Source organism: Chryseobacterium mucoviscidosis, assembly GCF_002177115.1.
Lineage (GTDB): Bacteria > Bacteroidota > Bacteroidia > Flavobacteriales > Weeksellaceae > Chryseobacterium > Chryseobacterium mucoviscidosis.
Map to the genome: position 1 here is coordinate 38,066 of NZ_MVAG01000057.1, position 23,826 is coordinate 61,891.

General features: G+C 36.8%; 20 protein-coding genes. 14 read left to right on the plus strand and 6 right to left on the minus strand.

Annotation, left to right across the window (positions count from 1 at the left end; genetic code table 11):
• Positions 1-419 precede the first annotated feature (419 nt).
• On the minus strand, positions 420-851 hold the full coding sequence (locus B0E34_RS01350; protein ID WP_087706093.1) for a hypothetical protein: 432 nt from the start codon (positions 849-851) through the stop codon (positions 420-422).
• Positions 852-1,302: 451 nt separating this feature from the next.
• On the opposite strand from B0E34_RS01350, the gene B0E34_RS01355 reads away from it, so the two are divergent.
• Positions 1,303-3,240 carry an SPFH domain-containing protein gene (locus B0E34_RS01355; RefSeq protein ID WP_087706095.1) on the plus strand — a complete coding sequence of 646 codons (1,938 nt, stop codon included), beginning with the start codon at positions 1,303-1,305 and terminating at the stop codon, positions 3,238-3,240.
• Between the two features lie 168 nt (positions 3,241-3,408).
• On the opposite strand, the gene B0E34_RS01360 is transcribed toward B0E34_RS01355, so the two are convergent.
• The 3 genes from B0E34_RS01360 to B0E34_RS01370 form a co-directional block, all read right to left on the minus strand.
• Positions 3,409-4,104 (minus strand): ABC transporter ATP-binding protein, encoded by a 696-nt coding sequence (locus B0E34_RS01360; RefSeq protein WP_087706472.1) that lies wholly within the window; start codon positions 4,102-4,104, stop codon positions 3,409-3,411.
• A gap of 84 nt (positions 4,105-4,188) precedes the next feature.
• Positions 4,189-4,752 carry a hypothetical protein gene (locus B0E34_RS01365; protein ID WP_228422992.1) on the minus strand — a complete coding sequence of 188 codons (564 nt, stop codon included), beginning with the start codon at positions 4,750-4,752 and terminating at the stop codon, positions 4,189-4,191.
• A 457-nt stretch (positions 4,753-5,209) separates the two neighbouring features.
• A complete protein-coding gene (locus B0E34_RS01370; RefSeq protein ID WP_087706097.1) occupies positions 5,210-6,142 on the minus strand; it encodes a LacI family DNA-binding transcriptional regulator in 933 nt (310 codons plus the stop codon).
• Positions 6,143-6,385: 243 nt separating this feature from the next.
• Between B0E34_RS01370 and B0E34_RS01375 the strand changes: the two genes are divergently transcribed.
• The 5 genes from B0E34_RS01375 to B0E34_RS01395 all read left to right on the plus strand — a co-directional run bounded on the left by B0E34_RS01375 (position 6,386) and on the right by B0E34_RS01395 (position 14,436).
• Entirely contained in the window at positions 6,386-8,809 is a 2,424-nt protein-coding gene (locus B0E34_RS01375; protein WP_228422993.1) for a TonB-dependent siderophore receptor, read from the plus strand.
• Positions 8,810-8,874: 65 nt separating this feature from the next.
• Positions 8,875-10,002 (plus strand): glycoside hydrolase 100 family protein, encoded by a 1,128-nt coding sequence (locus B0E34_RS01380; RefSeq protein WP_165762932.1) that lies wholly within the window; start codon positions 8,875-8,877, stop codon positions 10,000-10,002.
• A 40-nt stretch (positions 10,003-10,042) separates the two neighbouring features.
• Positions 10,043-10,693 (plus strand): uridine kinase family protein, encoded by a 651-nt coding sequence (locus tag B0E34_RS01385; protein ID WP_087706100.1) that lies wholly within the window; start codon positions 10,043-10,045, stop codon positions 10,691-10,693.
• On the plus strand, positions 10,690-12,093 hold the full coding sequence (locus B0E34_RS01390) for an MFS transporter (protein WP_087706102.1): 1,404 nt from the start codon (positions 10,690-10,692) through the stop codon (positions 12,091-12,093). The genes B0E34_RS01385 and B0E34_RS01390 overlap by 4 nt, the downstream gene beginning before the upstream one ends.
• A gap of 330 nt (positions 12,094-12,423) precedes the next feature.
• A complete protein-coding gene (locus tag B0E34_RS01395) occupies positions 12,424-14,436 on the plus strand; it encodes an ATP-binding protein (RefSeq protein ID WP_087706104.1) in 2,013 nt (670 codons plus the stop codon).
• A 114-nt stretch (positions 14,437-14,550) separates the two neighbouring features.
• Here B0E34_RS01395 and B0E34_RS01400 read toward each other — a convergent pair whose 3' ends face one another.
• Complete coding sequence (locus B0E34_RS01400; RefSeq protein WP_087706106.1) at positions 14,551-16,254, minus strand: FAD/NAD(P)-binding protein; 1,704 nt, start codon at positions 16,252-16,254, stop codon at positions 14,551-14,553.
• Positions 16,255-16,328: 74 nt separating this feature from the next.
• Positions 16,329-16,778, minus strand: a complete 450-nt coding sequence (locus tag B0E34_RS01405) for a PA2169 family four-helix-bundle protein (protein ID WP_087706108.1) — start codon at positions 16,776-16,778, stop codon at positions 16,329-16,331.
• Positions 16,779-16,904: 126 nt separating this feature from the next.
• Here B0E34_RS01405 and B0E34_RS01410 point away from each other — a divergent pair, with 126 nt between their 5' ends.
• From B0E34_RS01410 to B0E34_RS01445, 8 genes are all read left to right on the plus strand, one after another.
• Entirely contained in the window at positions 16,905-17,660 is a 756-nt protein-coding gene (locus B0E34_RS01410) for a LytR/AlgR family response regulator transcription factor (RefSeq protein ID WP_087706110.1), read from the plus strand.
• Between the two features lie 168 nt (positions 17,661-17,828).
• Positions 17,829-18,566 (plus strand): hypothetical protein, encoded by a 738-nt coding sequence (locus tag B0E34_RS01415; protein ID WP_087706112.1) that lies wholly within the window; start codon positions 17,829-17,831, stop codon positions 18,564-18,566.
• Positions 18,567-18,629: 63 nt separating this feature from the next.
• On the plus strand, positions 18,630-19,121 hold the full coding sequence (locus tag B0E34_RS01420) for a hypothetical protein (protein ID WP_087706114.1): 492 nt from the start codon (positions 18,630-18,632) through the stop codon (positions 19,119-19,121).
• 4 nt (positions 19,122-19,125) lie between these two features.
• On the plus strand, positions 19,126-19,392 hold the full coding sequence (locus B0E34_RS01425; RefSeq protein WP_087706116.1) for a hypothetical protein: 267 nt from the start codon (positions 19,126-19,128) through the stop codon (positions 19,390-19,392).
• A gap of 154 nt (positions 19,393-19,546) precedes the next feature.
• Positions 19,547-19,855 (plus strand): hypothetical protein, encoded by a 309-nt coding sequence (locus tag B0E34_RS01430; RefSeq protein WP_087706118.1) that lies wholly within the window; start codon positions 19,547-19,549, stop codon positions 19,853-19,855.
• Between the two features lie 319 nt (positions 19,856-20,174).
• Positions 20,175-21,050: a formate dehydrogenase accessory sulfurtransferase FdhD gene (fdhD, locus tag B0E34_RS01435; protein ID WP_087706120.1), complete on the plus strand. Its 876-nt coding sequence runs from the start codon at positions 20,175-20,177 to the stop codon at positions 21,048-21,050.
• Positions 21,047-21,397: a DUF7009 family protein gene (locus tag B0E34_RS01440; protein WP_087706122.1), complete on the plus strand. Its 351-nt coding sequence runs from the start codon at positions 21,047-21,049 to the stop codon at positions 21,395-21,397. The genes fdhD and B0E34_RS01440 overlap by 4 nt, the downstream gene beginning before the upstream one ends.
• A 27-nt stretch (positions 21,398-21,424) precedes the next feature.
• Complete coding sequence (locus B0E34_RS01445) at positions 21,425-23,821, plus strand: FdhF/YdeP family oxidoreductase (protein ID WP_087706124.1); 2,397 nt, start codon at positions 21,425-21,427, stop codon at positions 23,819-23,821.
• Positions 23,822-23,826 lie beyond the last annotated feature (5 nt).

Below are 23,826 nucleotides of genomic sequence, written 5' to 3' on the forward strand. Positions count from 1 at the left end.
TTTTTTAGAGTAACTTTAATGACGAAATGGGAAAAACAGATAGGATAGCCTTAACCTCAAACTTAGCCTTTCCAATCTAAATCTTTTTTCTTTGAAGCTTTTTCCCACTTTCGCTACTCGCTTTTTTAGAATTTCGGCGGCAGCGAAGCTGCCGCCGAAATTCTAAAAAGAGCTCAGACATGCCGCTCAATTGGGGCTAGAAATCAGCCATCCATTCACTATTTCAACAATATCTTCAATAGATAGCTCCCCCAAAATAAAAACTACAGCTTTATTTATCTATCTATCAATTGGGTTTTATCTTTCACCAGAAAAGTAAAACCCTTTATAGTTCATAAAAATTTAAACAATTTTCCATTGTTTAAAAAAAACAAAAAAATTCCTGACGATGAAGTCAGGAACTAAATATATTATTGAAATTAATTTTTAACCACGTAACCATCCTGATTAACAATTGTTTTGCCGTTTCTGTCGGTTACCGTTAAAGTATACGGAGCTTTTTTCGCCGAACTCGTTAAATAATTTCTCCAGATCTGGTAAGTATATCCGTTATTATTAAACTCGTAATAATAATTTCCGCCTGTTCCATCCGGAATTAATTCTCCGTCCGAAATAATCATACTCGGTTTGGAAGTCACTTTTCCGTTGGCTGCCCAGGATTGATACAGATAATTTCCGTTGGGTTGTTTATCAATTTTAATTTTAAACTTTTTGGTTTTAATAATAAACGACTTGGGAACTTTTTCCTGCTGATAACTGATTTTTGAAACCGGATTTTCATTAAAAGCTCCAGCCTGAACCAATGAAAACTGAGCAATGCAAAATGCACCTAATAAAATTTTTCTGATCATTTTTTAGCTATTATTAGATGAAAATTTAATCAAATTTGAAGCCAATTCAGAGAGGGTTGATTAGTTTTAGATCCGATTTATCGTTAAAAATCACCCGATCTGGATTAAAAATTATTACATCAAAAAAATAATTAAATTGATTATCAGTTAATTAATGAATTTTCAAAAAAATATTTAAATTTTTTGAAACAACTGAATATTTTTCTTTCTTACATTTGTATCATCAAAAGGATCTCGTTCCTTTCTTATCAAAATGAAACTAATTAACTTTAAGTTTTTCCTTTTAAAAGTATCAGAAATCATCTTCACGATTTTCAATACTTCACCTCCTGCACTTTCTTAAATTTTTCGAAAGAATTATCATATAATTCGTACTCTGTTTTTCTTTTTATGAAAAAATAGAGCGCAATTCCTGTTTTCAAATTTAATCACACAAAAAAACAAACAAACTATGGAATTAAGTTTTCATGGCTGGATGATTCCGGTCGTTATTGCACTCTTGTGCGTTATTTTTTACAAATTTATTTTAAGAATTTTCTTCGGATTAGTCATTGTTCCACAGGACAGAATAGGCTTGGTTACCAAAAAATTCGTACTTGTCGGTAAGCAGGAACTTCCCGAAGGAAGAATTATCGCCACCAACGGAGAAGCCGGTTTTCAGGCACAGACTTTGGCTCCCGGAGTTTATTTCGGAAAATGGATCTGGCAATATTCTATTGATTTTCAGCCTTTCACCGTAATTCCCACAGGAAAAATAGGCTTACTTCTTGCGAAAGACGGGATTGAGCTGGAAACCGGAAGAATTTTAGGAAGAAAAGTAGACTGCGATTCTTTTCAGGATGCAGAAGCCTTCTTAAAAAACGGAGGTAGAAAAGGCCGTCAAACCGCAATTATTGCTCCCGGATCTTACAGAATCAATACTTTACTGTTTGAAATTGAACTCACAGACATGACCCAGATTCCGGATAATGCAGTGGGAATTATAACAACCATGGAAGGAAGCCCTTTGGAAGAAGGACAGATTGCCGGAAAGATCATCAACGGTCATAATAAATTTCAGGATGTTGATACCTTTTTAAACAGCGGTGGTTACAAAGGTCTTCAGGAACAGGTGATTTTGGCGGGTTCATATTTCTTAAACCCTTGGTTTACAAAAGTTGAAATGGTAAAAATGACGGAAATTCCGATCGGTCATGTTGGAGTCATTATCAGTTATGTAGGAGAGGAAGGACAGGATTTAAGCGGCGTAGACTTTAAACACGGAAATATTGTAGAAAAAGGTCATAAAGGAGTTTGGGCAGAACCCATCGGTCCCGGAAAATATCCGATTAACCCTTATATTATGAAAGTGGAACTTGTTCCGACTACCAATCTTGTCTTAAACTGGGCTTACGAAAGAAGCGAATCCCATCAACTCGATAAAAATCTTTCTACCATTACGGTTCGAAGTAAAGACGGTTTCCCTTTCAATCTCGATGTTTCACAGATTATACACATTCCGACATATGAAGCGCCAAAAGTGATTGCCCGTTTCGGAAATATGATCAATCTTGTAAGTCAGGTTCTGGAACCTACGATCGGGAATTACTTCAGAAATTCTGCGCAGGACAGCGATGTAATTGCCTTTTTAGGAACAAGAAAAGAAAGACAGCAATCTGCAAAAGACCACATCAGCAGCGTTTTGGAACAATATAATGTAAATGCTGTGGATACGTTAATTGGAGCCATTGTTCCTCCTGAAAGTCTGATGAAAACTTTAACAGACAGAAAGTTAGCAGAAGAACAGAAAATTACTTACGAAACTGAAATGCTTGCTCAGGAAACGAGACAGGCTTTGGAAAAAGAAACCGCCGTTGCAGATATGCAGAAGGAAATTGTAAAAGCGGATCAGGGCGTTTTAATTGCAGAAAGAATTGCCGACGCATCTGTGAAAAAAGCAACCGGAGACGCTAATTCCGTAAGATTGCAGGCAACTGCGGAAGGGGACAGACTGAAACTTTTAGCGACCGGTGAAGCAGAAAAAACAAGACTTCTCGCAAAAGCCGAAGCCGAAAAAATCGAATTACTGGCAAAAGCAAGTGCAGAACAGATTTCATTAACGGGTAATGCTGAAGCGGAAAAAATCTTAGCGATCGGTAAATCCAACGCAGAATCTTACAAATTATCTGTGGAAGCAATGGGCGGAAATAATTTCACCCAGTTAAAGATCATGGAAAATATTGCCAGCCAAAACGTAAGAATTATGCCTGAAGTGTTGATCGGCGGAAACGGAGATTCAGCAAACGGAGGAATCAGCGGATTGTTGGGATTACAGCTTTTGGAGCAGATTCAGAAGAAAAACTTAGAAACGGCTAATGTAATTGAAGAAAAAAGCGATAACAATTCTTAAATATTTTGGCTGAATGTCAGAATCAAAAAAACACAACATCATATATATATATTCAAAGTACAGAAAATTTTTCTGCCCCACTTTAAAAACTTTTAACCATTCTATATATCTTTTGCCAAAATCTTCGGTGCAAAAGAGGAAAGCTCCAGATTTTGGAGCTTTTTCTTTTTATGCGGTATAGTTTGCAAATGCTTCTTCAAGACTTTCGAACTTGCCTTTGAACTCATCAATCGGGCAGTCCTGCAGAATATTTCCTTTATGAATAAGGATCACGCGCGAGCAAAGCGCTTCCACTTCCTGCATGATGTGCGTGGAAAGCAAAACCGTTTTTTGCTGTCCGATTTCCTTTACTACATTTCGGATCTCGATGATTTGGTTCGGATCAAGTCCGTTCGTAGGTTCATCCAGAATTAAAAGATCCGGCTGATGAATAATTGCCTGTGCAAGACCTACTCTCTGTTTATACCCTTTGGAAAGCTGACCGATTTTTTTAGATTTTTCAGGCGTAATTCCTACGAGTTCAATCACTTCATCTACTCTTGATGTCGGAATTTTATGAATATTGGCAACAAACTGTAAATATTCTTTCACATACATTTCCAGATACAGCGGATTGTTTTCAGGAAGAAAACCGATCTTCTTTTTGCTTTCGATTTCGTTTTCCGTGATGTTTTTTCCGTTAAAAATTATTTCACCTTCATCAATTTTCAGTGCGCCGACAATGGATTTCATTAAAGTCGATTTTCCGGCTCCGTTCGGACCCAAAAGACCGATGATTTCATTTCTGTCAATGGAAACGTTAATGTTGTTCAGAGCAGTCTGCTCACCAAATTTTTTGGTTAAATTATTTATTTGAAGAGACATAATTTCGTAATGATCTTTTTGCAAAAATAAAATAAAAAAACTCATCCGGATGAATGAGTTGATGCAATATTTTAAAAAGTTTGATTATTTTTTCGGCTTCTTGCCTGAAGTTTCTGCGGTAGGCTGAACTGTAGCAGGTTGCGGATTGGAAGCATTCATCGGCTGAACATTATTCTTTTGTCCCGGCTTCTCATACAATGCAGATTTTCCGTTGGTTTTACCGAAAATCTTATCAATCTGTTTTTTTGTAAGAAGCTGCGATTTTCCTACGAATTTTCTGTTTTTGTTGATATACTGGATAAACTGAACAGTAGGAGTACCGTAGTTTTTCTCAAAATGCAGTTCGATAATATCATTCGGAAGTTCCAAAATGATATTTCCTACAGGAATGTCGATAAATCCGTTTTCAATAATTTCATAAAGTCCGGAAACGTCTTTATTAAGATTCTGAAAAGAAAATGATCTGAAAGTATTAAGGTTGGCGGTGTTCAGATCCTGATAATTGAAAGTAAATTTATCGTCTTTTTTATATAAACCTACGGCATTATCTTTACCAATTTCTATCAGAGTTTCGTTTTTCAACACCTTGATCTGTGAGGAAACTGAAATACCGAACATACATACAAATAGTAGAATTATTTTTCTCATGGGTTGATTTTTAATGCTATATAATCTGGTATTCTAAATTAACAAATAAAAACGCGAAAAAGTATTTTTTACTCCCTCAAAACAAATGTAACAATTTTTTTTAATATCTGTTAAAAGGAATCAATAGATAAAATTTATTCTTTTTAGTGTGAATTATATTAAAGATTTGAAATTTAATTGTTTATAAAAGTAAATTTTAAATTTGTTAAATAATTGATAATTCTTAAAATAGAAGTTTGTATTTCATAATATTTTAAAAATCAATCACTTTACCCGATTATAAAAGCGATGCTTTAAGTAATTTGTTAGCGAAAACTGTTTAAAATTCAGGGATTGAAATTATTGGCTTAAAGAGAGAAAAGTCCGGAAAGAGTAGAGTTGTTTTTTTCATTTCGTGTACGTTTATTTTTAAGACAAATTTAGCAAAAATAATCTATGAAAATCCTGTTATCCGCGATTACCTGTTATTTTTAATAAGCTGCAACAGCTTAGAAGCCGCCATCGTTCCCATACTGAACCCATCGTTGATGATGCATTCGTAAGATTCATCAAGATATTTCGGAAGTGTGCCTTCGGTTATCGCAATTACTTTTACATCCGAGGTCTGTACCTTCTTTTTGATAAGAGAACTGTGAAGTCCGGCAAGCGTTTCGTCACTCATCGCGAAATAACCGTCAAACTGTTCATAGTCCAGAATAATGTTCAGTTTTTCCTTTACGCTTTCTGCAGACTCACAAAAAATAACCTTGCATTCCATTTGCGGATATTCTTTCAGTTTTTGCAGGAAAAAATCCCTTCTAGTTTGGGTGATGTCCAGATTTTCATCCCCAAAAATGGCAAGAATTTTTTTGCACTTATTATTCGCAAGCTTTTCAGCGGCAGTTTCCACATTCAGTTTATTATCAAAAATAATCTGTTCAAAAGAACTCTGAGAAATCGTTTTATCAAACATCACTACAGGAACTTCTATCTCCTTTATTCTGTTCAGGTGAGAAAGATCTTTGGTCTGCCTTGTAAGAGAAATAAGAATTCCGTCCACACGCGAGTTGATGCAGGTAATGATGTTTTCTTCCTCCATTCCCACAGATTCTTCTGAGGACAATACAAAAAAATGATACCCTTCCTTATGCAGCACCGAAGAAATTCCTCTTATAATAGAAGGAATAAAAAACATCGACATTTCCGGAATGATAAGCCCGATAACTTTTGAAGACTTTTTCCTGAAATTGATCGCAAAATCATTCGGAATATAATTAAAAGTTTCTGCAGCCTCCTTTACTCTTTGCTTTACGGCACTGCTGATATCGGGGTGATCTTTAAGCGCTCTGGATACTGTAGATACACTGATATTGAGCATTTCTGCGAGGTCTTTTATAGTGACTCTTTTCATTTTTAAGTTAATTGAGGCAATTTTTGGGTTAATTTAGTGATGTTTCGAGGTTAAATTTAAGTTAAAAAATGTTAATATTTTGTTTTAAAAAGTTAATAAAAGGTTAAAATTTTAAGAAGTTATCCACCGCAAACGTTTGCGCAAACGTTTGAAATTAATATAAATTTAACACAAACCAAAAACTACATTTTGAATATGTTAAAAAAAATACTTTTAGACCATAATTAAAAACTCTCAAAAATTATGGAATCAAAAATTTTTACCAGATTGCTCATTTTCGGCGCGATGAATACAGCAGCCTTTATGTTTTCTCAGAGTACAGAAAATGATACAATTACAAGAGGTAAAGCAATCGATGAGGTAGTTATCACAGGTAACTCCAATCCTAAAGCTTCTATTAAAACCAGTACTTCTATTTCTACCTTAAAAATGAAAGATATAGAAAATGCTGCTCCAAGAACAACTGCCGAAATTTTCCGTACCATTCCGGGAATCCGTTCAGAATCTTCAGGTGGGGAAGGAAACTCCAATATTACGGTAAGAGGGGTTCCTGTTTCAGCAGGAGGTTCCAGATATCTATTGATCCAGGAAGACGGTTTACCGGTAATGCAGTTCGGAGATATCGCATTCGGAACACAGGATCAGTTTACAAGATTCGATTCTTTTGTTTCCAGAGTGGAAGCGTTAAGAGGAGGTTCTGCATCTGTTTTTGCAAGTAATTCTCCGGCGGGGATCATCAACTTCATCACGAAAACCGGAGAAAAAGAAGGCGGAAGCATCACACAGCAGCTAGGATTAAACTATAAAAATTACAGAACAGATTTCGACTACGGAACGCAGATCGCAGATAATACGTTTTTAGCTTTGGGAGGTTTCTACAGAATCGGGGACGGACCAAGAAAAACAGGATTCAATTCCAATAACGGAGGACAGTTCAGAGTATCTTTACTGAAAAAGTTCGAGAAAGGAAGCTTCAGAGTGTATGCTAAATTTCTGGATGACAGAACTGCTGCGTATATGCCGATGCCGGTTGCGGTTTCAGGAACAGATGCAGATCCGAAATGGTCTTCTTTATCCAATTATAACATCCTGAACGGTGCGTTACAGACGATCAATCTTCAACACGACAGAACATTAGGAAACGACGGTAATATTTTTGACAGCGATGTTTCAGACGGAATGCATTCCATTTCAAAAACCATTGGTGCAGAATTCAATTATGACCTTGGAGAAGGATGGAAATTTGAAGAAAAAATCCGTTATTCCGCAAACAATGGACAGTTCATTGCACCTTTCCCTGCAAGTGTAAGCAAAGGAAGTGATTTCTTTACGGCAGCTAACTTTACCAATTTCGGAAGTGCGGTGTATTCAGGAACCAATACTCCGGTTGATATGAATGCTTATTATATGAAACTCGCACTTTTCAATGTAAAGCTTAACAACTTCAATAATTTTGTAAACGATTTTAACATCAGCAAAAAATGGAGCAATGTGAAATTCAACGCAGGATTGTATAAAGCTACCCAAAACATCAATATGGACTGGATGTGGAACAACTATATTCAGGAAGTAAGCGACAGCAATGCAAGATTGGTAGATGTTAAAAACCTTTCAGGAGCTTTCATCACAGATCAAGGTTTACTTAACTATGGAATGAAAGACTGGGGGAATTTAAAAAGAAACTACAATACGAAATATGACATTACTGCGCCTCACGCACAGATCGAAATTAATGCGACTGATAAGTTAACGATTGATGCGGGTGCAAGATATGATATCGGAAAAGTAACAGGAACTTTTTCAGGAGGAACCGTTACGTATACAAGTCGCGATATGAACGGAAACGGAGTAATCGATATTCCTGAACAGTTGGTAGGTTCTAACGACAACATCAATGTTCCTGTAAACTACAGATACGGAATTTTCGGATATTCAGTAGGTGCTAATTATGCTTTAAACAGTAAAAATGCCGTATTTGCAAGAGTGAGCCAGGGTGGAAGTGCTTCTGCAGACAGAATTTTATTCTCCGGATACAACTATACCAATAATGACGATCCTGCATTGGATGCTGTAAAAGTAAACAAAGTAAATCAGGTGGAAGCCGGTTACAAATTAAGAGGAGCAGGATACTTCCTTAATACAACACTTTTCTATGCAGGAACTAAGGAAGCGAATTACGAAGCGACTACACAGAGAAAAACAGAAAACAAATACGAGTCTCTTGGGGTAGAATTGGACGGATATTACAGAATTACAAAAGGTTTTGACATAAAAGCAGGACTTACTTATACCCATGCGGAAATTAAAAACGCACTGGATCCTACCATCGTTGGAAACACGCCTAGAAGAACACCTAAATTCATGTACTCCGTAAACCCTAACTTCAGCGTAGATAAACTGAATGTTGGTTTCTATCTAATCGGAGCAACAAAAGCTTACACGCAGGATTCAAACAAATTAATTATGCCTGGTTATGCGATTGTAAACCCTTATATTTCTTACCAACTGATGAAAAATCTTTCGGTTAGCGTAAATGCAAACAACATCTTCAACACCATTGCAGTTACAGAAGCTGAAGAAGGATCTATCGCAGGAGGAAACGGAATCGTAAGAGCAAGAACGCTTCCGGGAAGCAGCTACAGCGCAAGTGTAAAATTTGACTTTTAATACTTTTACCTCTAAATGTGGAATGAATGAAAGTTCATTCCGCATTTTTTTCAAAAAAATACAATATGTTTAGACAGGAAGCCATTGAAATTATAAGGAAAGCCATCACAGAAGAAGGAATTCTGGCATCTGCACAACAAAGAGACAACTACGCAAGAGTATGGGCGAGAGATTCTATGATGACGGGATATGCCGGAATTTTAGTAAATGACGAAGAAATTCTTGCCGGACTGGAAAAATCTGTTCTTACACTCGCTAAACATCAGGCGGAAAACGGACAGATCCCTTCCAATGTGGTGAATGATAAAGCAAGCTACGGAACACACGTAGGAAGAACCGATGCCACAACTTGGTGGATCGTTACAACCTGCGAATATCTTAAAAACAAGCAAAATGACGAGCTTAAAAAAAGTCTGAAAGAAAAAATTTACAAAGCCCTTTCCTGTCTTAAAAGCTGGGAATACAACCAAAGAGGTTTGGTGTACAGTCCGTTGGGCGGAAACTGGGCAGATGAATATGTAACTTCCGGATATACTTTGTACGATAACGTTCTGAGATATTGGGCTTTAAAAAATGCTGCTGAAGTTTATGATGATAAAACATTAAAAACTGTAGCGGAAAATACAAAAAATCTGATTCAGGAAAACTTTTATAAAAATGAAAATGGTTCAGATTCAGCTAAATATCACGAAACGGCTTATGCGAAAATTACCGCAAAACCCTATTTCTACGCTTCGCTGAATGCAAACGGATATGACGGACGTTTTGATCTTGCAGGAAATGCACTCGCTCTCTTACTGGATTTTGATCTGGATCTAAACGCTTTTTCAGAATTTTTAAATGGAGTAAAAGAGGAATTCAGACATTGGATGATTCCTGCTTTTTATCCTGTGATTTTCCCAGGCGATGACGATTGGCGACTGCTGGAAAACAACTACAGCTACAGCTTCAAAAACGAACCCTATCATTTCCATAACGGAGGTTCATGGCCGATATTTTTAGGCTGGCTTTGTCTCGGACTTAAACGGAAAGGCGTAAAAGACATTCCTGAAAAAATCCTGAAGCAGTACGAAGAACTGATGAATGAAAAAGGAGAGCATTTCAGAGAATACTATTCCACAGATCAGCTATTGCCATTGGGAACAGAGCAGCTTTGCTTTTCGGCATCGGGATATCTTTTAATGACTTATTAAAGTACAGTTTTTCAAATTTTTCATCTTAAAAAAGTAAAAAATGGTCGGCGACGTTATAGAATTAAAAGAAAAACATCTGGCTACAGCCAAAGAAATAACAGCATTATTGAAAAAAAACTTTCCCCTGGATGGAAAGCAGAAAATTGCGATCGGGATTGCAGGAGAAAGCGGAAGCGGAAAATCGGTAACTGCTTTTGCTCTAAAGAAAATTCTGGAGCAGGAGAATGTGAAAAGTCTGGTTTTGCAGATGGACGATTATTTCAAACTTCCTCCGAAAACCAACCACGAGAATCGACTAAAATCTCTGGATAATGTAGGAATTCAGGAAGTAGATCTTGAAAAATTATCTCAGAATATAAAAGATTTTAAAACAGAATCTGCGGAGATTGAAAAGCCTTTGGTTTACTACAGCGAGAATCTGATCAGCAGTGAAAAAATCGGCACTTCAGGGTACGAAGTTATCCTTGTGGAAGGAACCTACATTCTCGAAATTGAAGAATTTGATTTTAAAATTTTCATAGACCGCAATTACAGAGACACTCACGAAAACCGTATGAAACGCAATCGTGACGAGCAAAGTGATTTTGTAGAAAAAGTTTTGGAAATTGAACATCATATTATCCGCAGTTTCAAAAATAATGCAGATCTTATTCTCGGAAAAAACTATGAACTTGTAAACACAGATTTATGAACGTAAAAAAAATCATTCCGCGCCTGAGTTTCTGGCAGATCTGGAATATGAACGTCGGATTTTTCGGCATTCAGTACAGTTTCGGGCTTCAGCAGACTGCGGTTAATCCCATCTATTCGTTTTTGGGAGCGCATGCAGAACAGCTTCCGATCCTCAATCTGGCGGGTCCCATTACCGGATTGCTAATCCAGCCGTTAATCGGAGCCATCAGCGATAAAACATGGAGTCCGAAATGGGGGCGCAGAAAACCGTTCTTTTTGTTGGGAGCATTATTCTGCAGTATTGCCTTGTTTTTATTTCCTTTCAGTTCTACCATCTGGATGGCAGCGGGACTTTTATGGATTCTGGATGCCGCAAACAATACCGCAATGGAACCTTACCGCGCTTTCATCGGAGACAAACTTCCGGAAGATCAGCAAACCTTCGGCTTTCAGATGCAGAGTCTTTTTGTGGGAGCGGGGATTACCCTTGCCAATCTTTCCTTATTTGTTTTTCAAAAATATTTAGGCGGAAATTCTGCAAGCGGAGGAATTCCTATATGGGTTTATTATTCTTTTTTTCTAGGTTCGTTCTGTTCAATCGCATCTGTGGCGTGGTCTGTGTATAAAACACCCGAAATCCCGCCAACGGAAGAAGAAATTGAAGAATTAAGAATAGCAAAAGAAAAAAGTACATTTTTTACACCTTTTATAGAAATTATTGTCGCAATAAAAGAAATGCCGAAAGTTCTCTGGCAGCTTGCTTTGGTATATCTTTTCCAGTGGTATGCACTGTTTGTCTATTGGCAGTTCATTACGCCGATGCTGAAGTCTTCGCTGTACGGAATCTCTGAAGCTGATGAAACTAAAGCCAATGCATTGATAGAAAGTGCTAAAAAAGGAATTTCTGTTGTATCCTCCGACTTAAGCTGGGCAAAAGGAATTCTGCATCAGGTTGAGGTTGCGGTAGGACAGACCGGATTAATGAACGGTTCTTATAATATCGTGACGATGCTTTCTGCTTTGCTTCTTGTACCTTTTGCTAAAAAATTCGGTTCTAAAAACACCTATATATTTTGTTTGTTCCTCACAGGTTTAGGCATTATGACCTTACCTTTTATTAAAAATGAATACTTTATCTTACTTCCGATGGTTACATTGGGAATCGGGTGGGCTTCGATGATGGGACTGCCGTATTCTATGGTTTCACCATCCATTCCGCACAGCAAAAGAGGAATTTACATGGGGGTGATTAATATGATGATTGTAATTCCGATGCTCATACAGACGTTATCTTTTGGTTTTGTATTCAATAACTTTTTAGGAAATAATTCTTCCTCGGCAATTATTCTCGCAGGAGTGCTGTTTGTAGTAGCCGGAAGTTGTGTATTTCTAATAAAACCTGATACTTCAGAAAAGTAAATAGATCTTCATATTATTTGGTTAGGAAGCAGGCTGCAAAATTTTTGCAGCCGCTTTTTGTATGGAAGCATATCTGTTTTCAATCCTTAATTCTTCTAAATGTAAGATAATCAGAATGATTTAGTATAAAATCAGCATAAATTTTCGCTAATGCTCCATTCCTGTTGATGTATTCACTCACATCAAGATAAAATATAAGCAGCATCAGATTGTTTTTACCTTCGATTTTATGAGCAGATCCGGATAAAAGCGATTATTAAATTCATAAAACTTCACATTCAGGATTTTTAATAGTCTTTAATGGTTATATTTGATTAATTAAATTGAATTATGAATTCTCCTCAGAATATCGAACCTGAAAAATTACTGTCTGTGTTATTCTATTCACCCAATGCAACGGCAGTATATCAGGGTGACGATATAAAAATATTAAGTGCCAATGAAGCCATGATTAATTTCTGGGGAAAAGACAGAAGTGTTGTTGGAAAAAATATTCTGGATGCAGTTCCCGAATTAATAGGACAGCCTTTTTTTGATATGCTGCAGAATGTATGGAGATCCGGAGAAACCTTCATTGCAAAAGATTATCCTGCGATTCTTAATATAGACGGAACTCTTAAAACCTTCTATTTCGATTTCGAATACAAAGCAATTTTAGATGCATCCGGAAAAACCGAATATATTCTTCATACCGCTTTTGAAGTTACAGAACGGCAGGAAGCATTAAGAATGGTAGAAGAAAAATCTAAATCCGAGCAAAAACTTATAGACGATCTTTCTGCGCTTAATGAAGAATATCTTGCTACAAACGAAGATCTCAATGCCAAGCATGAAGAACTTTTCCGTGTTAACAGCAATCTTTTACAGGCAAGAAAAGAACTTTTAACAGCTAATTATACTTTAACGGAAAATGAAAAAAGATTTAAAACGCTGGTAGAAAAAGCACCGGTTGCGATCGCATCTTTAAAAGGAAAGAACTTTGAAGTGGATATTGTGAATGATAAAGTCCTGAATATCTGGAATAAAGACCGTTCTATTATCGGTATGCCGTTGAAGGATGCTCTTCCGGAACTGATGGGGCAATCTTTTATTGATATTCTCACGGAAGTGCATGAAAAAGGAAAACCCTATTTTGGCAAGGAAAGCAAGGTGCTGATCGAAAAAAACGGAGTACTTAAAGAACTTTATCTCAATTTTGCCTATCAGCCGATTTTCGATGAAAACAACAAAAGCGTTTCTGTTCTTGTGGTAGCAAGTGATGTAACCGAACAGGTACAATCCAGACACTCGCTTATTGAAATAAAGAAAAGGCTTGAAATTGCTCTGGATGCAAGCAAGCTGGGTTCTACAGAAGTAGATCTTACTACCGGAAAAATGCAGTGTAACGATCAGTTTAAATATAATTTCGGATTTATGCCGGAAGAAGAATTCAATTATACCGATCTATTTGAAGCAATGCTTCCGGAATACAGACCAAAAATAAAAAGTCTGGTACAGGAAGCCATCAGAACCAACGGAATTTATAAAGCCGAATATCCCGTAAAATGGAAAGATGGCTCTATCCACTGGATTCAGGCGCATGGAAGACCAAGATACAATGAAAATGGAGTAGCGGACAGAATGGTAGGAATGACTTCCGACATCACAGAAAAAAAACATGCAGAACAGCGCAAAGATGATTTTTTAAGCGTTGCAAGCCATGAACTCAAAACTCCGTTAACTGCTGTAAAGGCTTCCATACAGTTGCTGAACAGGATAAAAGACCGTCCTTTCTCTGAAATTCATAACCGCCTTATAGAGCAGTCTGATAAAGAAATCGGCAAGATGCATATGCTGATTGACGACCTGTTGAATATGAGCAGACTGGGACAGGATCAACTGATGCTGGAATACGGATACTTTAATCTTTATGAAATGCTGAGCAAGAGTTGCAGCCATGTAAGGCTGGAAAATAAATACAAACTTATTGTACAGGGTGATGAAAATCTGGAAATATATGCCGATGAACACAGAATTGAGCAGGTTGTGATAAACCTTGTGAACAACGCCGTTAAATACGCCAAAGAATCAGAAGAAATCCATATTTCGATAGAACGTTTGGAAAAAGACATTAAAATTTCCGTGCGCGATTTTGGAAGCGGAATATCAGAATCTGTCATTCCTCATCTTTTTGACAGGTATTATCGTGTTGAATACATGAGTAAATCCTATTCCGGACTTGGTCTCGGATTATACATCTGCTCAGAAATCGTTAAAAAACATTCGGGAAAAATAGGCGTTGAAAGTAAGCTGGGAGAGGGAAGTACCTTTTGGTTTACCATTCCTTATCAAAAAGCAGGATAATAATAAACTGAACAGAAAAACAATTCTAAATTGTTTATCCATCTTTAAGAATTCAGAAAAAATGCATTCGTCCGGTTTACAGAATTTTGACGAATGCATAATTTATGGTTTTATTTATACTAAAGACTGTACAATTCTTTTTCCTGCGGTATCACAAAAATCCAGTCCGGAATAGTCGGGATTTAATCCTGCGATATACGGAACAGCCATAATGTAAAGATCCTCTGTTGCTTTTCCGTAATAATCCAGTGCCTGAAAATGATCATTGATATTCAATCCGTCTACCCGAAGATAATAATTGTCCGGCTCTGTTTTCATGATATGGCTGCTGTCCCTTTCAAATTCACTTTTACCTTTTTCCGGATCTTTAAATTTAATATAGCCCGAACTGATGAATCTTCCGTTTTTCAGACCTTCAAAAGGAATGCTGTTAAATTGAACCGGCTGCTGACCAATGGCATCGATATAAAGTCTGTAATGATCGGATTTTTTATTTCCATCTTCATCCGTATAATGATAAATGATTCCTTCTTCCTCATGAGATTCAATATGGCTTTCATCATCCACGCTTATTAAATTCAGTACTCCTGCATCATAAAGCGCAATAAGCTCTTTGTAGGAAGATTGTGGAAGAGAAGCAATAATCACGGATATAAGCGGAAGCAGGGTTTTTCTGAGTCTCATCATATCTTCTGCTGAAAAATGTTTGGCAGGATAATTAATCGCATAGCTGAAAGCAGACAGCGTTTCTTTCCATGCAATGGTCTGATGTCTTTCTATTGATTTTTCTGCTTCAGCATATTCGGCTTTAAAAAGCTGGAAACTATCCAGTTTTTCTCTCAATTCAAGCATTTTTTCAACAAATTCTTCAATCGTGAGGTCTTTTATTTCCTGATAAAATTTTTCATTCTTCTTTCTCAGCGGTTGTTTGAAATTCAGGTCGAACACATAATCCAGATCCACAAAGCCGTTATGTTCCTGTTTGTATTCTTGGATTTCATCATGAGACATGATCCAACCTTCAGAATAGGGACTTCCTTCGGAATGAAACCTTAAAGCAGGAAGAAATCCCCTTTTTGAAAATAAGGTAATGGAAAAATTTTTGTTTTCTTCATTAATGAGATACTTCAGACCGCCATTTTCTTCAACGTATTTTCCGTTCAGCCTTGCCAGAGTTTTCACCGCATCTACCGCGGTAAGTGAGGTTCCGCGGATCGCAACCGAATGATTGGATACAATATTGAATTTAGAAGGAGGATAAGGAGAATCATACCATCCTTTGCTGCGGATTTCATTTTCCGAAGACCACTGATGTCCGGTGCAGATAATTACTTTAGACACGTTGTGAGCATCACCGGATTCTGTAATTACCGTAAAAAAATCATCATTCTTCCTGTCAATATCTACAACTTTTGTATTTTTAAAAACTTTTATCATAACACCATGTTTACCGGCAGTTTTCAGCAGGTGATAAAACTGATCTTCGAGATAATTTCCTAAAAGCAGCCTGGGAATCACTTGATATTCGTTGATGCTTTCGCCGGCTTTGTTGGCAAAATCAGGATAATCTTTTAAATCCTTTTTCGTTACAAAATCTGTGAAAGATTGTGGCAATTCCGGAAGTTCATTGGCGGAAACATTGGCAACATGCTCAAAATTTGCTCCATAATGGCTGTAAGGCATTCCCGATCCCAGATTTTCACTTTTTTCGAAGATGTAAAGTTCTTTTGGATAAATTTTTTCTGCCATAAGATGTTTCACAACAAACAAAGCAGCCGGTCCGCCTCCGATAAGGGCAATACTGTCGATATTATTCATGGGTAACTGTTTTATATAATCACAAAAAGAGAGCTGAAAAACTCTCTTTAGTGGGATGGTAATAACTTATTTTATTAATTTCTTGCTTCAAGATTTTCAAATTTTGAATAAGAAGATTTCAGATGATGAAGCTGATCCGAAACCAGTCTTGAACATTCCGGAGCAAGATCTCCGCTGTCTAAAGCATCCTGATAGGCATCAATCGCTGCTTTTTCTCCGAAAACAACATTTTCAAGCGTAGATTCATCTTTATCTGCTGAAAAAGCATTTTTTACATCAATCCATGCTCTGTGGAAAGCTCCTGCTGTACTTGTTGTATTATCTGCCTCGCCTCCGTGTTCATTAATGTGTCTTATCAGATCATTTTTCATAGTTTGCGATTCAGAAACCATCTGGTCATAATCACTTCTTAACGCAGAATGAGTGTCCCATACTTTGTCTTCCACTTTTGAAAATCCTTCAATTCTGTCATTGGTAATGTTCAGTAAATCGTTAAGTACGGCTACATTTTTTTCGTTGTTCATATTAAATTTTTTATTTGGTGTCCTTCATACTTTACAATAAACATGCCCTTTTAAAGCACTTCCGGATTATTTAAGTTTTTATTGTGAGAAATTGGAAATATTCTATATTTGTGAAAATTAATAATCATGCTAAAAGTCATCGTCATTGATGATAATCCGGAAGTAAGGAAAAAACACTGTACTCTGATAAAAAATAACTGCCCGAATCTTACTTTAGTAGGAGAGGCGCATTCTGTAGAATCCGGTATAAAAGTGATAGAGCAGTTTTCTCCCGATATCGTTTTTCTGGATACCCTTTTTTCTGACGGAAGCAGTTTTGATCTGCTCGAAAAATTAAGTCCCAATACATTCAAACTCATATTTATAACAGACTGTGAGAATTCTGCCGTAAAAGCATTCCGTTTTTCAGCAGTTGATTATCTCTTGAAGCCATTAAAGACAGAGGATTTGATAGAAGCAGTAAAAAAAGCCGAAGAATCAGTAAGGAAAGAACTTTTCGACATTAAATTCAGTTATTTGTTTTCTAATCCTGAACGTCCTAAAAATATTCAGAAACTTAGATTGAAGACAACAGATAAAATTTACTCGGTTAATATTCAGGATATTGTCAATTGCCAGTCCGAGAAAAATTATACCACGTTTCATTTCATCAACGCACCGAAATTAGTTGTTTCTACCAATTTAAAAGAATATGAAAATATTTTAACACCTTTTAATTTCTTCAGAACCCATCAGTCTCATCTTATTAATATGTCTTATTTTGATCATTATTTAAAATCGGATGGTGGTAATACGGTAATGATGAAAAATAACGCAGCCATACCACTTTCGGTGAGAAAGAAAGAGGAATTTCTGGCACTGCTGGATCATCTTCATATATAGAACTGAGCACAGATTTGCTCGTAAACCTTACGAATTTACCGGTAAACCTTACAAATGTTCATTTGTCGGAATTGCTATTTTGCTTTCGTTTATTATTGCATTTTGAATTTAAAAAAAATAAAATATTCAAAAAAAGAAGAATAATTTTATAATTTAACTAAACAAACCATGAAAAAAAGATCATTTTTTTTGATTCCGATTCTTTCGGCTGCATTACTTTTAAATTCCTGCGGACAGGAACCTGTAAAAATAGAAATAGGCAAAGAATTTAAAATAGAAAACAATCCCATTACCATTCTGAAATTTGAAGAAATGAAAGTTTTGCGCTCTGAGAAGGAGAAAATGATTAAAATTGCCCCAAAAGGAAAAAAATATATTTATCTGGAGGTTAAAAATCCGAAGGATGAAATGATTTTCCTGAAAGTATTCAGCAAAGATAAAGAGATTAAAGCAGCCGATGATCTTATGTATTTCGGTCATGATATAGATACAGGATTTGAAGATGCCTATTTTCTTGTAGATGAAAATACAGTAATTGATAAAATCGTAATCAACACCCCTGCTGATACAGAATATACTGTGATAAATCCGGCTGTAACTAAAGATAAATCTTCTATTCCTGACGCAGTATACGGAATTATAGATGCTTATACCACAGAAAAACCCATTGGTCTTCTGGAAGGTTTTGCGCCTTATGTTGAAGAAGGAAAAAATGTTCATTCCATTGCAACACAGGATGGATATATTATGGCAAGTAATATCATGAGCAACAAAGCAGAACTTTCTTATTTTACAGAGGACGGAAAAACGTATGTCTTCCATATTCAAAATATTTTGGGAGGCAGCGGAACAGCGACAACACATTGGCAAAACGGTAAAATTACCAGTATAGAAGTAGTTGAATAATTAAAAAAAAAAGAATAACATATTTAATTTAAACAGTTTATGAGAGTATTAACTTTAATATTTATGGTTCTTGTATTTTTGGTAGGCGGGACTTGTTCCGGCTTACTATTCAAAAATATTGAGAGCAGAATTGGAAGCGATGACTACAGTATTGTAGATAAAGCCCAGCAACAGATTGATGATCTGAAAAAACAGGGAATCGATATTACAAAAATAGATGATCCTCAGGTAAAAGAAAGCCTTGAGATTCTGGAAAAAGTACCCCCGAAATGGAAGGTAGATACAGCCGGAATTCTGGGTATTGCAGTAACCGTTTTGGCATTTGTCATGATTGTTATTGCCTTTATGAAAAAAAATGCTGTAAGAGCTGTCAGTTTACTGGTGATTGTTTTATCGCTTGCGATGTGGATTATTGCTCCGGATATTGAGGCTGGGAAATATTCAGGAATCAATCCTAAAACAATGGCTTTGATCGGGTTTTTAGGTTTGGCAGGTTCAGCAGCTTTTGCATTCATGAGTTATCAACTGTATCTCAAAAAACTTTCAAAAAACTAGTACAATGGATACATTAGGAATTATAGGAACTATTTTGATGTTCATAGGGTTCGCAAGTGCTGCGTGGGCTGCAATTCTTTACGTGTTTTCTCTCAGTGCGGTAGCGGGAACCAAATTATCAAAAAAAGTAGGAACAGCCAATGAAAGAACAGACGAATATTTGGAACAGGGAAAATCCATGTCCAAAGCAATATTTAAAAAACTAATCTTGAGATTGGCGATCGGCTGTGCAGGCTGGCTGATGTCGTACCTCGCAACAGGACATGCATAAATTTCTTACAATTACATATAAAATAAACCTTGCGTATGCGAGGTTTTATTTTTTCGTTTAAAAAAGAAATTTTAGTATTTTCATGAAAAATTAGTTTAAACAGGTTTTTAGTTAAGTTTTTAATGAGTTTAAACACAAACTTAAAAAAATAAATATGGAAAAGGCAGAAAAAATCTCCGCTGAACAGATGAATGAAGTAAAAGAAACCCTTGCGAATACCGCGGTAAGCGAATTGGAGCAGGGAGAAGATTTTGAAAAATTAGATTACACGACTGTAGAATTCGGATATATTTATCTGAGAGACGGAAAGTATGAATCGCTCTTTAAAATCATAACTGATAAAAAGACCGTATTCTTTGCTGCACAGAAAGGAAGTCTGATGCGTTTGCAGGATTCATTCACAGAAGGACATTTTCAGGCTACAACAGAACAGATGTTGGCTTTCCACGGAGACTGGAAATAAAAATATACGCGAAAACAATTCAGAAAATAAAGACAATGACAGCATTCATAGAGATGTTGTCATTTTTATTTTGCTAAATTCAGAATATAATGTTGAGGTTTGAAGTATTGTATTTCAAAAACTTAAATTAGAATCTGTAAATTATCTTAAGTTTAAAATAAATCTAAATTCATAATAAATAACTGAAATGAGCTTACATCATTTCGAATCAGTCTGGGAAAAATATTACTTTCAAAATCTTTAAAAGCAATTGAATTTTCGTCTGCCGCTTATTTCAGGAATAAAATTTGTACCTTTATTTACCAATTACCATTATATTATGAAAGCCCATCTGTTATCAGATAAATCGGTAAAGCAGATAGAAATCGTTAAAGTTAAGGACAACATCAGTTTTCATTACACAGATGATGTCTCTGTAGAAGAACCGTTAGAAATAAGAGTTTCCTATTATTCAGCAGATAAAAAAGAATCTAAAAATATATCGGTTACCATGAGAACCCCCGGAAATGATGAAGAACTGGCGGTTGGGTTTTTATTTACAGAAGGAATTATAACCGGTAATAAACAGGTTAAAGCCATTTATTCTCCAAAGGAAGAATGTTCCAGAAACAGGGAAAATATTGTTATTGTAGAATTAAATGAAGGTTTTATTCCAGACCTTATTAAAACTGAAAGAAACTTCTATACAACTTCCAGTTGCGGAGTTTGTGGAAAAGGATCCATAGAATCTATAAAAACAGTGAGCATTTTTAAAGATCAAAAAAGACAAAACACAGAAGTCTCTCTGGATACGATCTATCAATTATCCGAAAAATTACAGTCGTTTCAGAATAATTTCAGTGCAACGGGAGGCATACACGCTTCAGGTTTATTTGATTTACAAGGAAACCTTCTTGCCATACGTGAAGATGTGGGAAGACATAACGCTCTGGATAAGCTTATAGGATATGCGCTGTCTGCCAATCTTCTTCCACTGGACAATAAAATTTTGCTTCTTAGCGGAAGAGCCAGCTTTGAGCTTATTCAGAAAGCTGCAATGGCAGGAATTGCAACTGTTGCCGCAATAGGAGCACCTTCAAGTCTGGCAATAGACCTTGCCAAAGAATTTGATATTACTTTATTAGGCTTTCTGCGGAACAACCGGTTTAATATCTACCATTCCGCAAGCCATTTTAAAATTGAAAATCTATTATGAAAATAAGAATAAAAGACAACTCCGTAAGATTTCGTCTCACTCAGTCTGAAGTAGCAGAACTCGGAAAAAACGGAAAAATTTCAAGCACCACACAATTTATAGACCGTCCTTTTATCTACTCTATTGAAAAAACAGAAGACGCAGAACTCTCATCGGCTTTCATCGATAATACCATGGTTTTAAAAATGCCTGAAACCATGATCGCTGAATGGATTTCCACCGACAGGGTAGGATTTGACGGACAATTCGGTCTGGTGAAAATTTTAGTAGAGAAAGATTTTGTCTGCATCGATAATACATTGGAAGATCAAAGCGACAATTATCCTAATCCGAATATAAAATGTTAATTCTTTCATTTTTTAAATGTAGAAGTCATGGAAAGTAAAAATGAATTCAATAAAAAAGAAGACAACAGCAGATTTCCTTCAGCAGAATCTCCTTATACACTGGGAAATCTAAAGGTAAAGCCCCCGAAAAATTGGGCAGCAGGAGTTCCCGCAGTGGTTCATTCACTGGAACAGTTGGTTCTCAATGCCTCAGTCCTTCGTGGAGGAAGAGCACTTTTCAGCATGAATCAGTTTGACGGATTTGACTGTCCCAGTTGCGCATGGCCCGATCCGGATGACGAACGTTCCAAATTGGGAGAATACTGCGAAAACGGAGCCAAAGCTTTGGCGGAAGAAGCCACTTCAAAAAAAATCGGAGCAGGATTTTTCAGGGAAAATTCCGTATACGATTTAGCCAAAATGACGGATTTTGAAATCAGCCAATTGGGAAGAATTGCAGAACCGATGTATCTTCCGGAAGGAGCAACACATTATCAGCCGATAAGCTGGAACGATGCTTTTGCAAAAATTTCCGAAAAATTAAATGCTCTGGATTCTCCCGACGAAGCCATATTTTACACCTCCGGAAGAACCAGCAATGAAGCAACCTGGGTATATCAGTTGTTTGCCCGTGAATTCGGAACCAATAACTTCCCCGATTGTTCCAATATGTGCCATGAAACTTCAGGATATGCACTTTCCAGAAGCATTGGTATCGGAAAAGGAACCGTAAAACTGGAAGACTTTTATGATACCGATCTCATCATAATTATCGGACAAAATCCGGGAACCAATTCACCGAGAATGCTTTCTGCCCTTACAAAAGGAAAGAAAAACGGGGCAAAAATTATAGGCATCAATCCGCTTCCGGAAGCAGGTCTGAAAGGATTTAAAGATCCTCAGAACGTTCGTGCCTTACTCAATAAGCCTTTTGAATTGTCAGATCTGTATCTTCCTGTCAAGATCAATGGAGATATGGCGCTCTTAAAAGCCCTTCAGATCCTTGTACTGGAAGAAGAAGCAAAAAATCCCGGAAAAGTATTGGATCAGGATTTTATAGCAAAAAAAACAGCAGGTTTTGAAGCACTGGCTGAAGAATTAAAACGATATGACCTTAATTTTTTATCTGAACAATGCGGAATTTCTGTTGAAAGTCTGAAAGAAGCAGCACAAATGATCGCTTCAAAAAAACGCATGATTATTTGTTGGGGAATGGGAATTACGCAGCAGCACAACGGCGTGGAAATGATCTACAATATCGTGAACCTTTTACTAATGAAAGGAAGCATCGGAATTCAAGGCGGCGGAGCTTGTCCTGTACGCGGTCACAGCAATGTACAGGGAAACAGAACATTGCTTATCAACCATCATCCCACCAAACAACAGCTGGACAGACTGGAGGAATATTATGGTTTTAAAGTACCCCGAAAAGGAGGTTATGATGTGGTAAAATCGCTGAAGGCAATGCATGAAGGCAAAGTGAAATTCATGTTCTGTATGGGAGGGAATTTCCTTTCCGCAGCTCCCGATACCAGCTTTACAGCAGAAGCAATGCGCAATCTCGAAATGTCGGTAATGGTTTCTGTAAAACTGAATAGAAATCACCTGATTCATGGCAAAGAAGCGCTGATCTTACCGGTGATTTCCAGAAGTGAAAAAGATATTGTAAACGGAGAAATTCAACATATAAGTACCGAAAATTCAATGGGCGTGATACAGGCTTCCAAAGGAATTCTAGACCCGATTTCAGAACATCTGATCAATGAGACCCACGTTGCCTGCAGAATGGCAAAAGCGGTTTTAGGAGAACGTTCCGTAGTGGATTGGGATAAATTCATCAACAGTTATGATGCCATTCGTGATGATGTGGAGCAATGCATTCCGGGATTTGAAAATTATAACGAAAGAGTAGTGCAGAAAGCCGGTTTTTATCTTCCGAATTCAGCGAGAGACGGAGTTTTCAACAGTGAATTCCATCCGGGAAAAGCAGCCTTCAATACAACATCCGTACCCGATAATTCGCTTGCCGATGATGAATATCTGATGGGAACCACCAGAACACATGACCAGTTCAATACAGTGGTTTATGGTTTAGATGACCGCTACCGTGGAATTTTCAATGAAAGGAGAGTGGTGATGATGAACGAAAAAGACATTGAAAAAGCTGGTCTGAAAGAAGGAGATCATGTAGATCTTTTCAATTATGATGACGGCAAAGAGAGAATAGCACCGCTTTTTATTGTGGTAAAATATCCTATTCCTCAGAAAAGCACCATGACTTATTTCCCGGAAACCAATGTGTTGGTATCTATCAATAATGTAGTGAATGGCGCCAATATGCCCGCTTCCAAATATGTCCGAATCAAAATCCGAAAACACGATCCGGATATTTTTAAAAAGATCGACGAGCATATTATTGCCGCATCCGGAACAAGTTTGGAGTAAAAATA

Excerpts from the sequence above, each read along its gene's own strand:
- B0E34_RS01350 (WP_087706093.1), bottom strand. The coding sequence starts at position 851 with ATGATCAGAAAAATTTTATTAGGTGCATTTTGCATTGCTCAGTTTTCA.
- B0E34_RS01355 (WP_087706095.1), top strand. The coding sequence starts at position 1,303 with ATGGAATTAAGTTTTCATGGCTGGATGATTCCGGTCGTTATTGCACTC.
- B0E34_RS01360 (WP_087706472.1), bottom strand. The coding sequence starts at position 4,104 with ATGTCTCTTCAAATAAATAATTTAACCAAAAAATTTGGTGAGCAGACT.
- B0E34_RS01365 (WP_228422992.1), bottom strand. The coding sequence starts at position 4,752 with ATGAGAAAAATAATTCTACTATTTGTATGTATGTTCGGTATTTCAGTT.
- B0E34_RS01370 (WP_087706097.1), bottom strand. The coding sequence starts at position 6,142 with ATGAAAAGAGTCACTATAAAAGACCTCGCAGAAATGCTCAATATCAGT.
- B0E34_RS01375 (WP_228422993.1), top strand. The coding sequence starts at position 6,386 with ATGGAATCAAAAATTTTTACCAGATTGCTCATTTTCGGCGCGATGAAT.
- B0E34_RS01380 (WP_165762932.1), top strand. The coding sequence starts at position 8,875 with ATGTTTAGACAGGAAGCCATTGAAATTATAAGGAAAGCCATCACAGAA.
- B0E34_RS01385 (WP_087706100.1), top strand. The coding sequence starts at position 10,043 with ATGGTCGGCGACGTTATAGAATTAAAAGAAAAACATCTGGCTACAGCC.
- B0E34_RS01390 (WP_087706102.1), top strand. The coding sequence starts at position 10,690 with ATGAACGTAAAAAAAATCATTCCGCGCCTGAGTTTCTGGCAGATCTGG.
- B0E34_RS01395 (WP_087706104.1), top strand. The coding sequence starts at position 12,424 with ATGAATTCTCCTCAGAATATCGAACCTGAAAAATTACTGTCTGTGTTA.
- B0E34_RS01400 (WP_087706106.1), bottom strand. The coding sequence starts at position 16,254 with ATGAATAATATCGACAGTATTGCCCTTATCGGAGGCGGACCGGCTGCT.
- B0E34_RS01405 (WP_087706108.1), bottom strand. The coding sequence starts at position 16,778 with ATGAACAACGAAAAAAATGTAGCCGTACTTAACGATTTACTGAACATT.
- B0E34_RS01410 (WP_087706110.1), top strand. The coding sequence starts at position 16,905 with ATGCTAAAAGTCATCGTCATTGATGATAATCCGGAAGTAAGGAAAAAA.
- B0E34_RS01415 (WP_087706112.1), top strand. The coding sequence starts at position 17,829 with ATGAAAAAAAGATCATTTTTTTTGATTCCGATTCTTTCGGCTGCATTA.
- B0E34_RS01420 (WP_087706114.1), top strand. The coding sequence starts at position 18,630 with ATGGTTCTTGTATTTTTGGTAGGCGGGACTTGTTCCGGCTTACTATTC.
- B0E34_RS01425 (WP_087706116.1), top strand. The coding sequence starts at position 19,126 with ATGGATACATTAGGAATTATAGGAACTATTTTGATGTTCATAGGGTTC.
- B0E34_RS01430 (WP_087706118.1), top strand. The coding sequence starts at position 19,547 with ATGGAAAAGGCAGAAAAAATCTCCGCTGAACAGATGAATGAAGTAAAA.
- fdhD (WP_087706120.1), top strand. The coding sequence starts at position 20,175 with ATGAAAGCCCATCTGTTATCAGATAAATCGGTAAAGCAGATAGAAATC.
- B0E34_RS01440 (WP_087706122.1), top strand. The coding sequence starts at position 21,047 with ATGAAAATAAGAATAAAAGACAACTCCGTAAGATTTCGTCTCACTCAG.
- B0E34_RS01445 (WP_087706124.1), top strand. The coding sequence starts at position 21,425 with ATGGAAAGTAAAAATGAATTCAATAAAAAAGAAGACAACAGCAGATTT.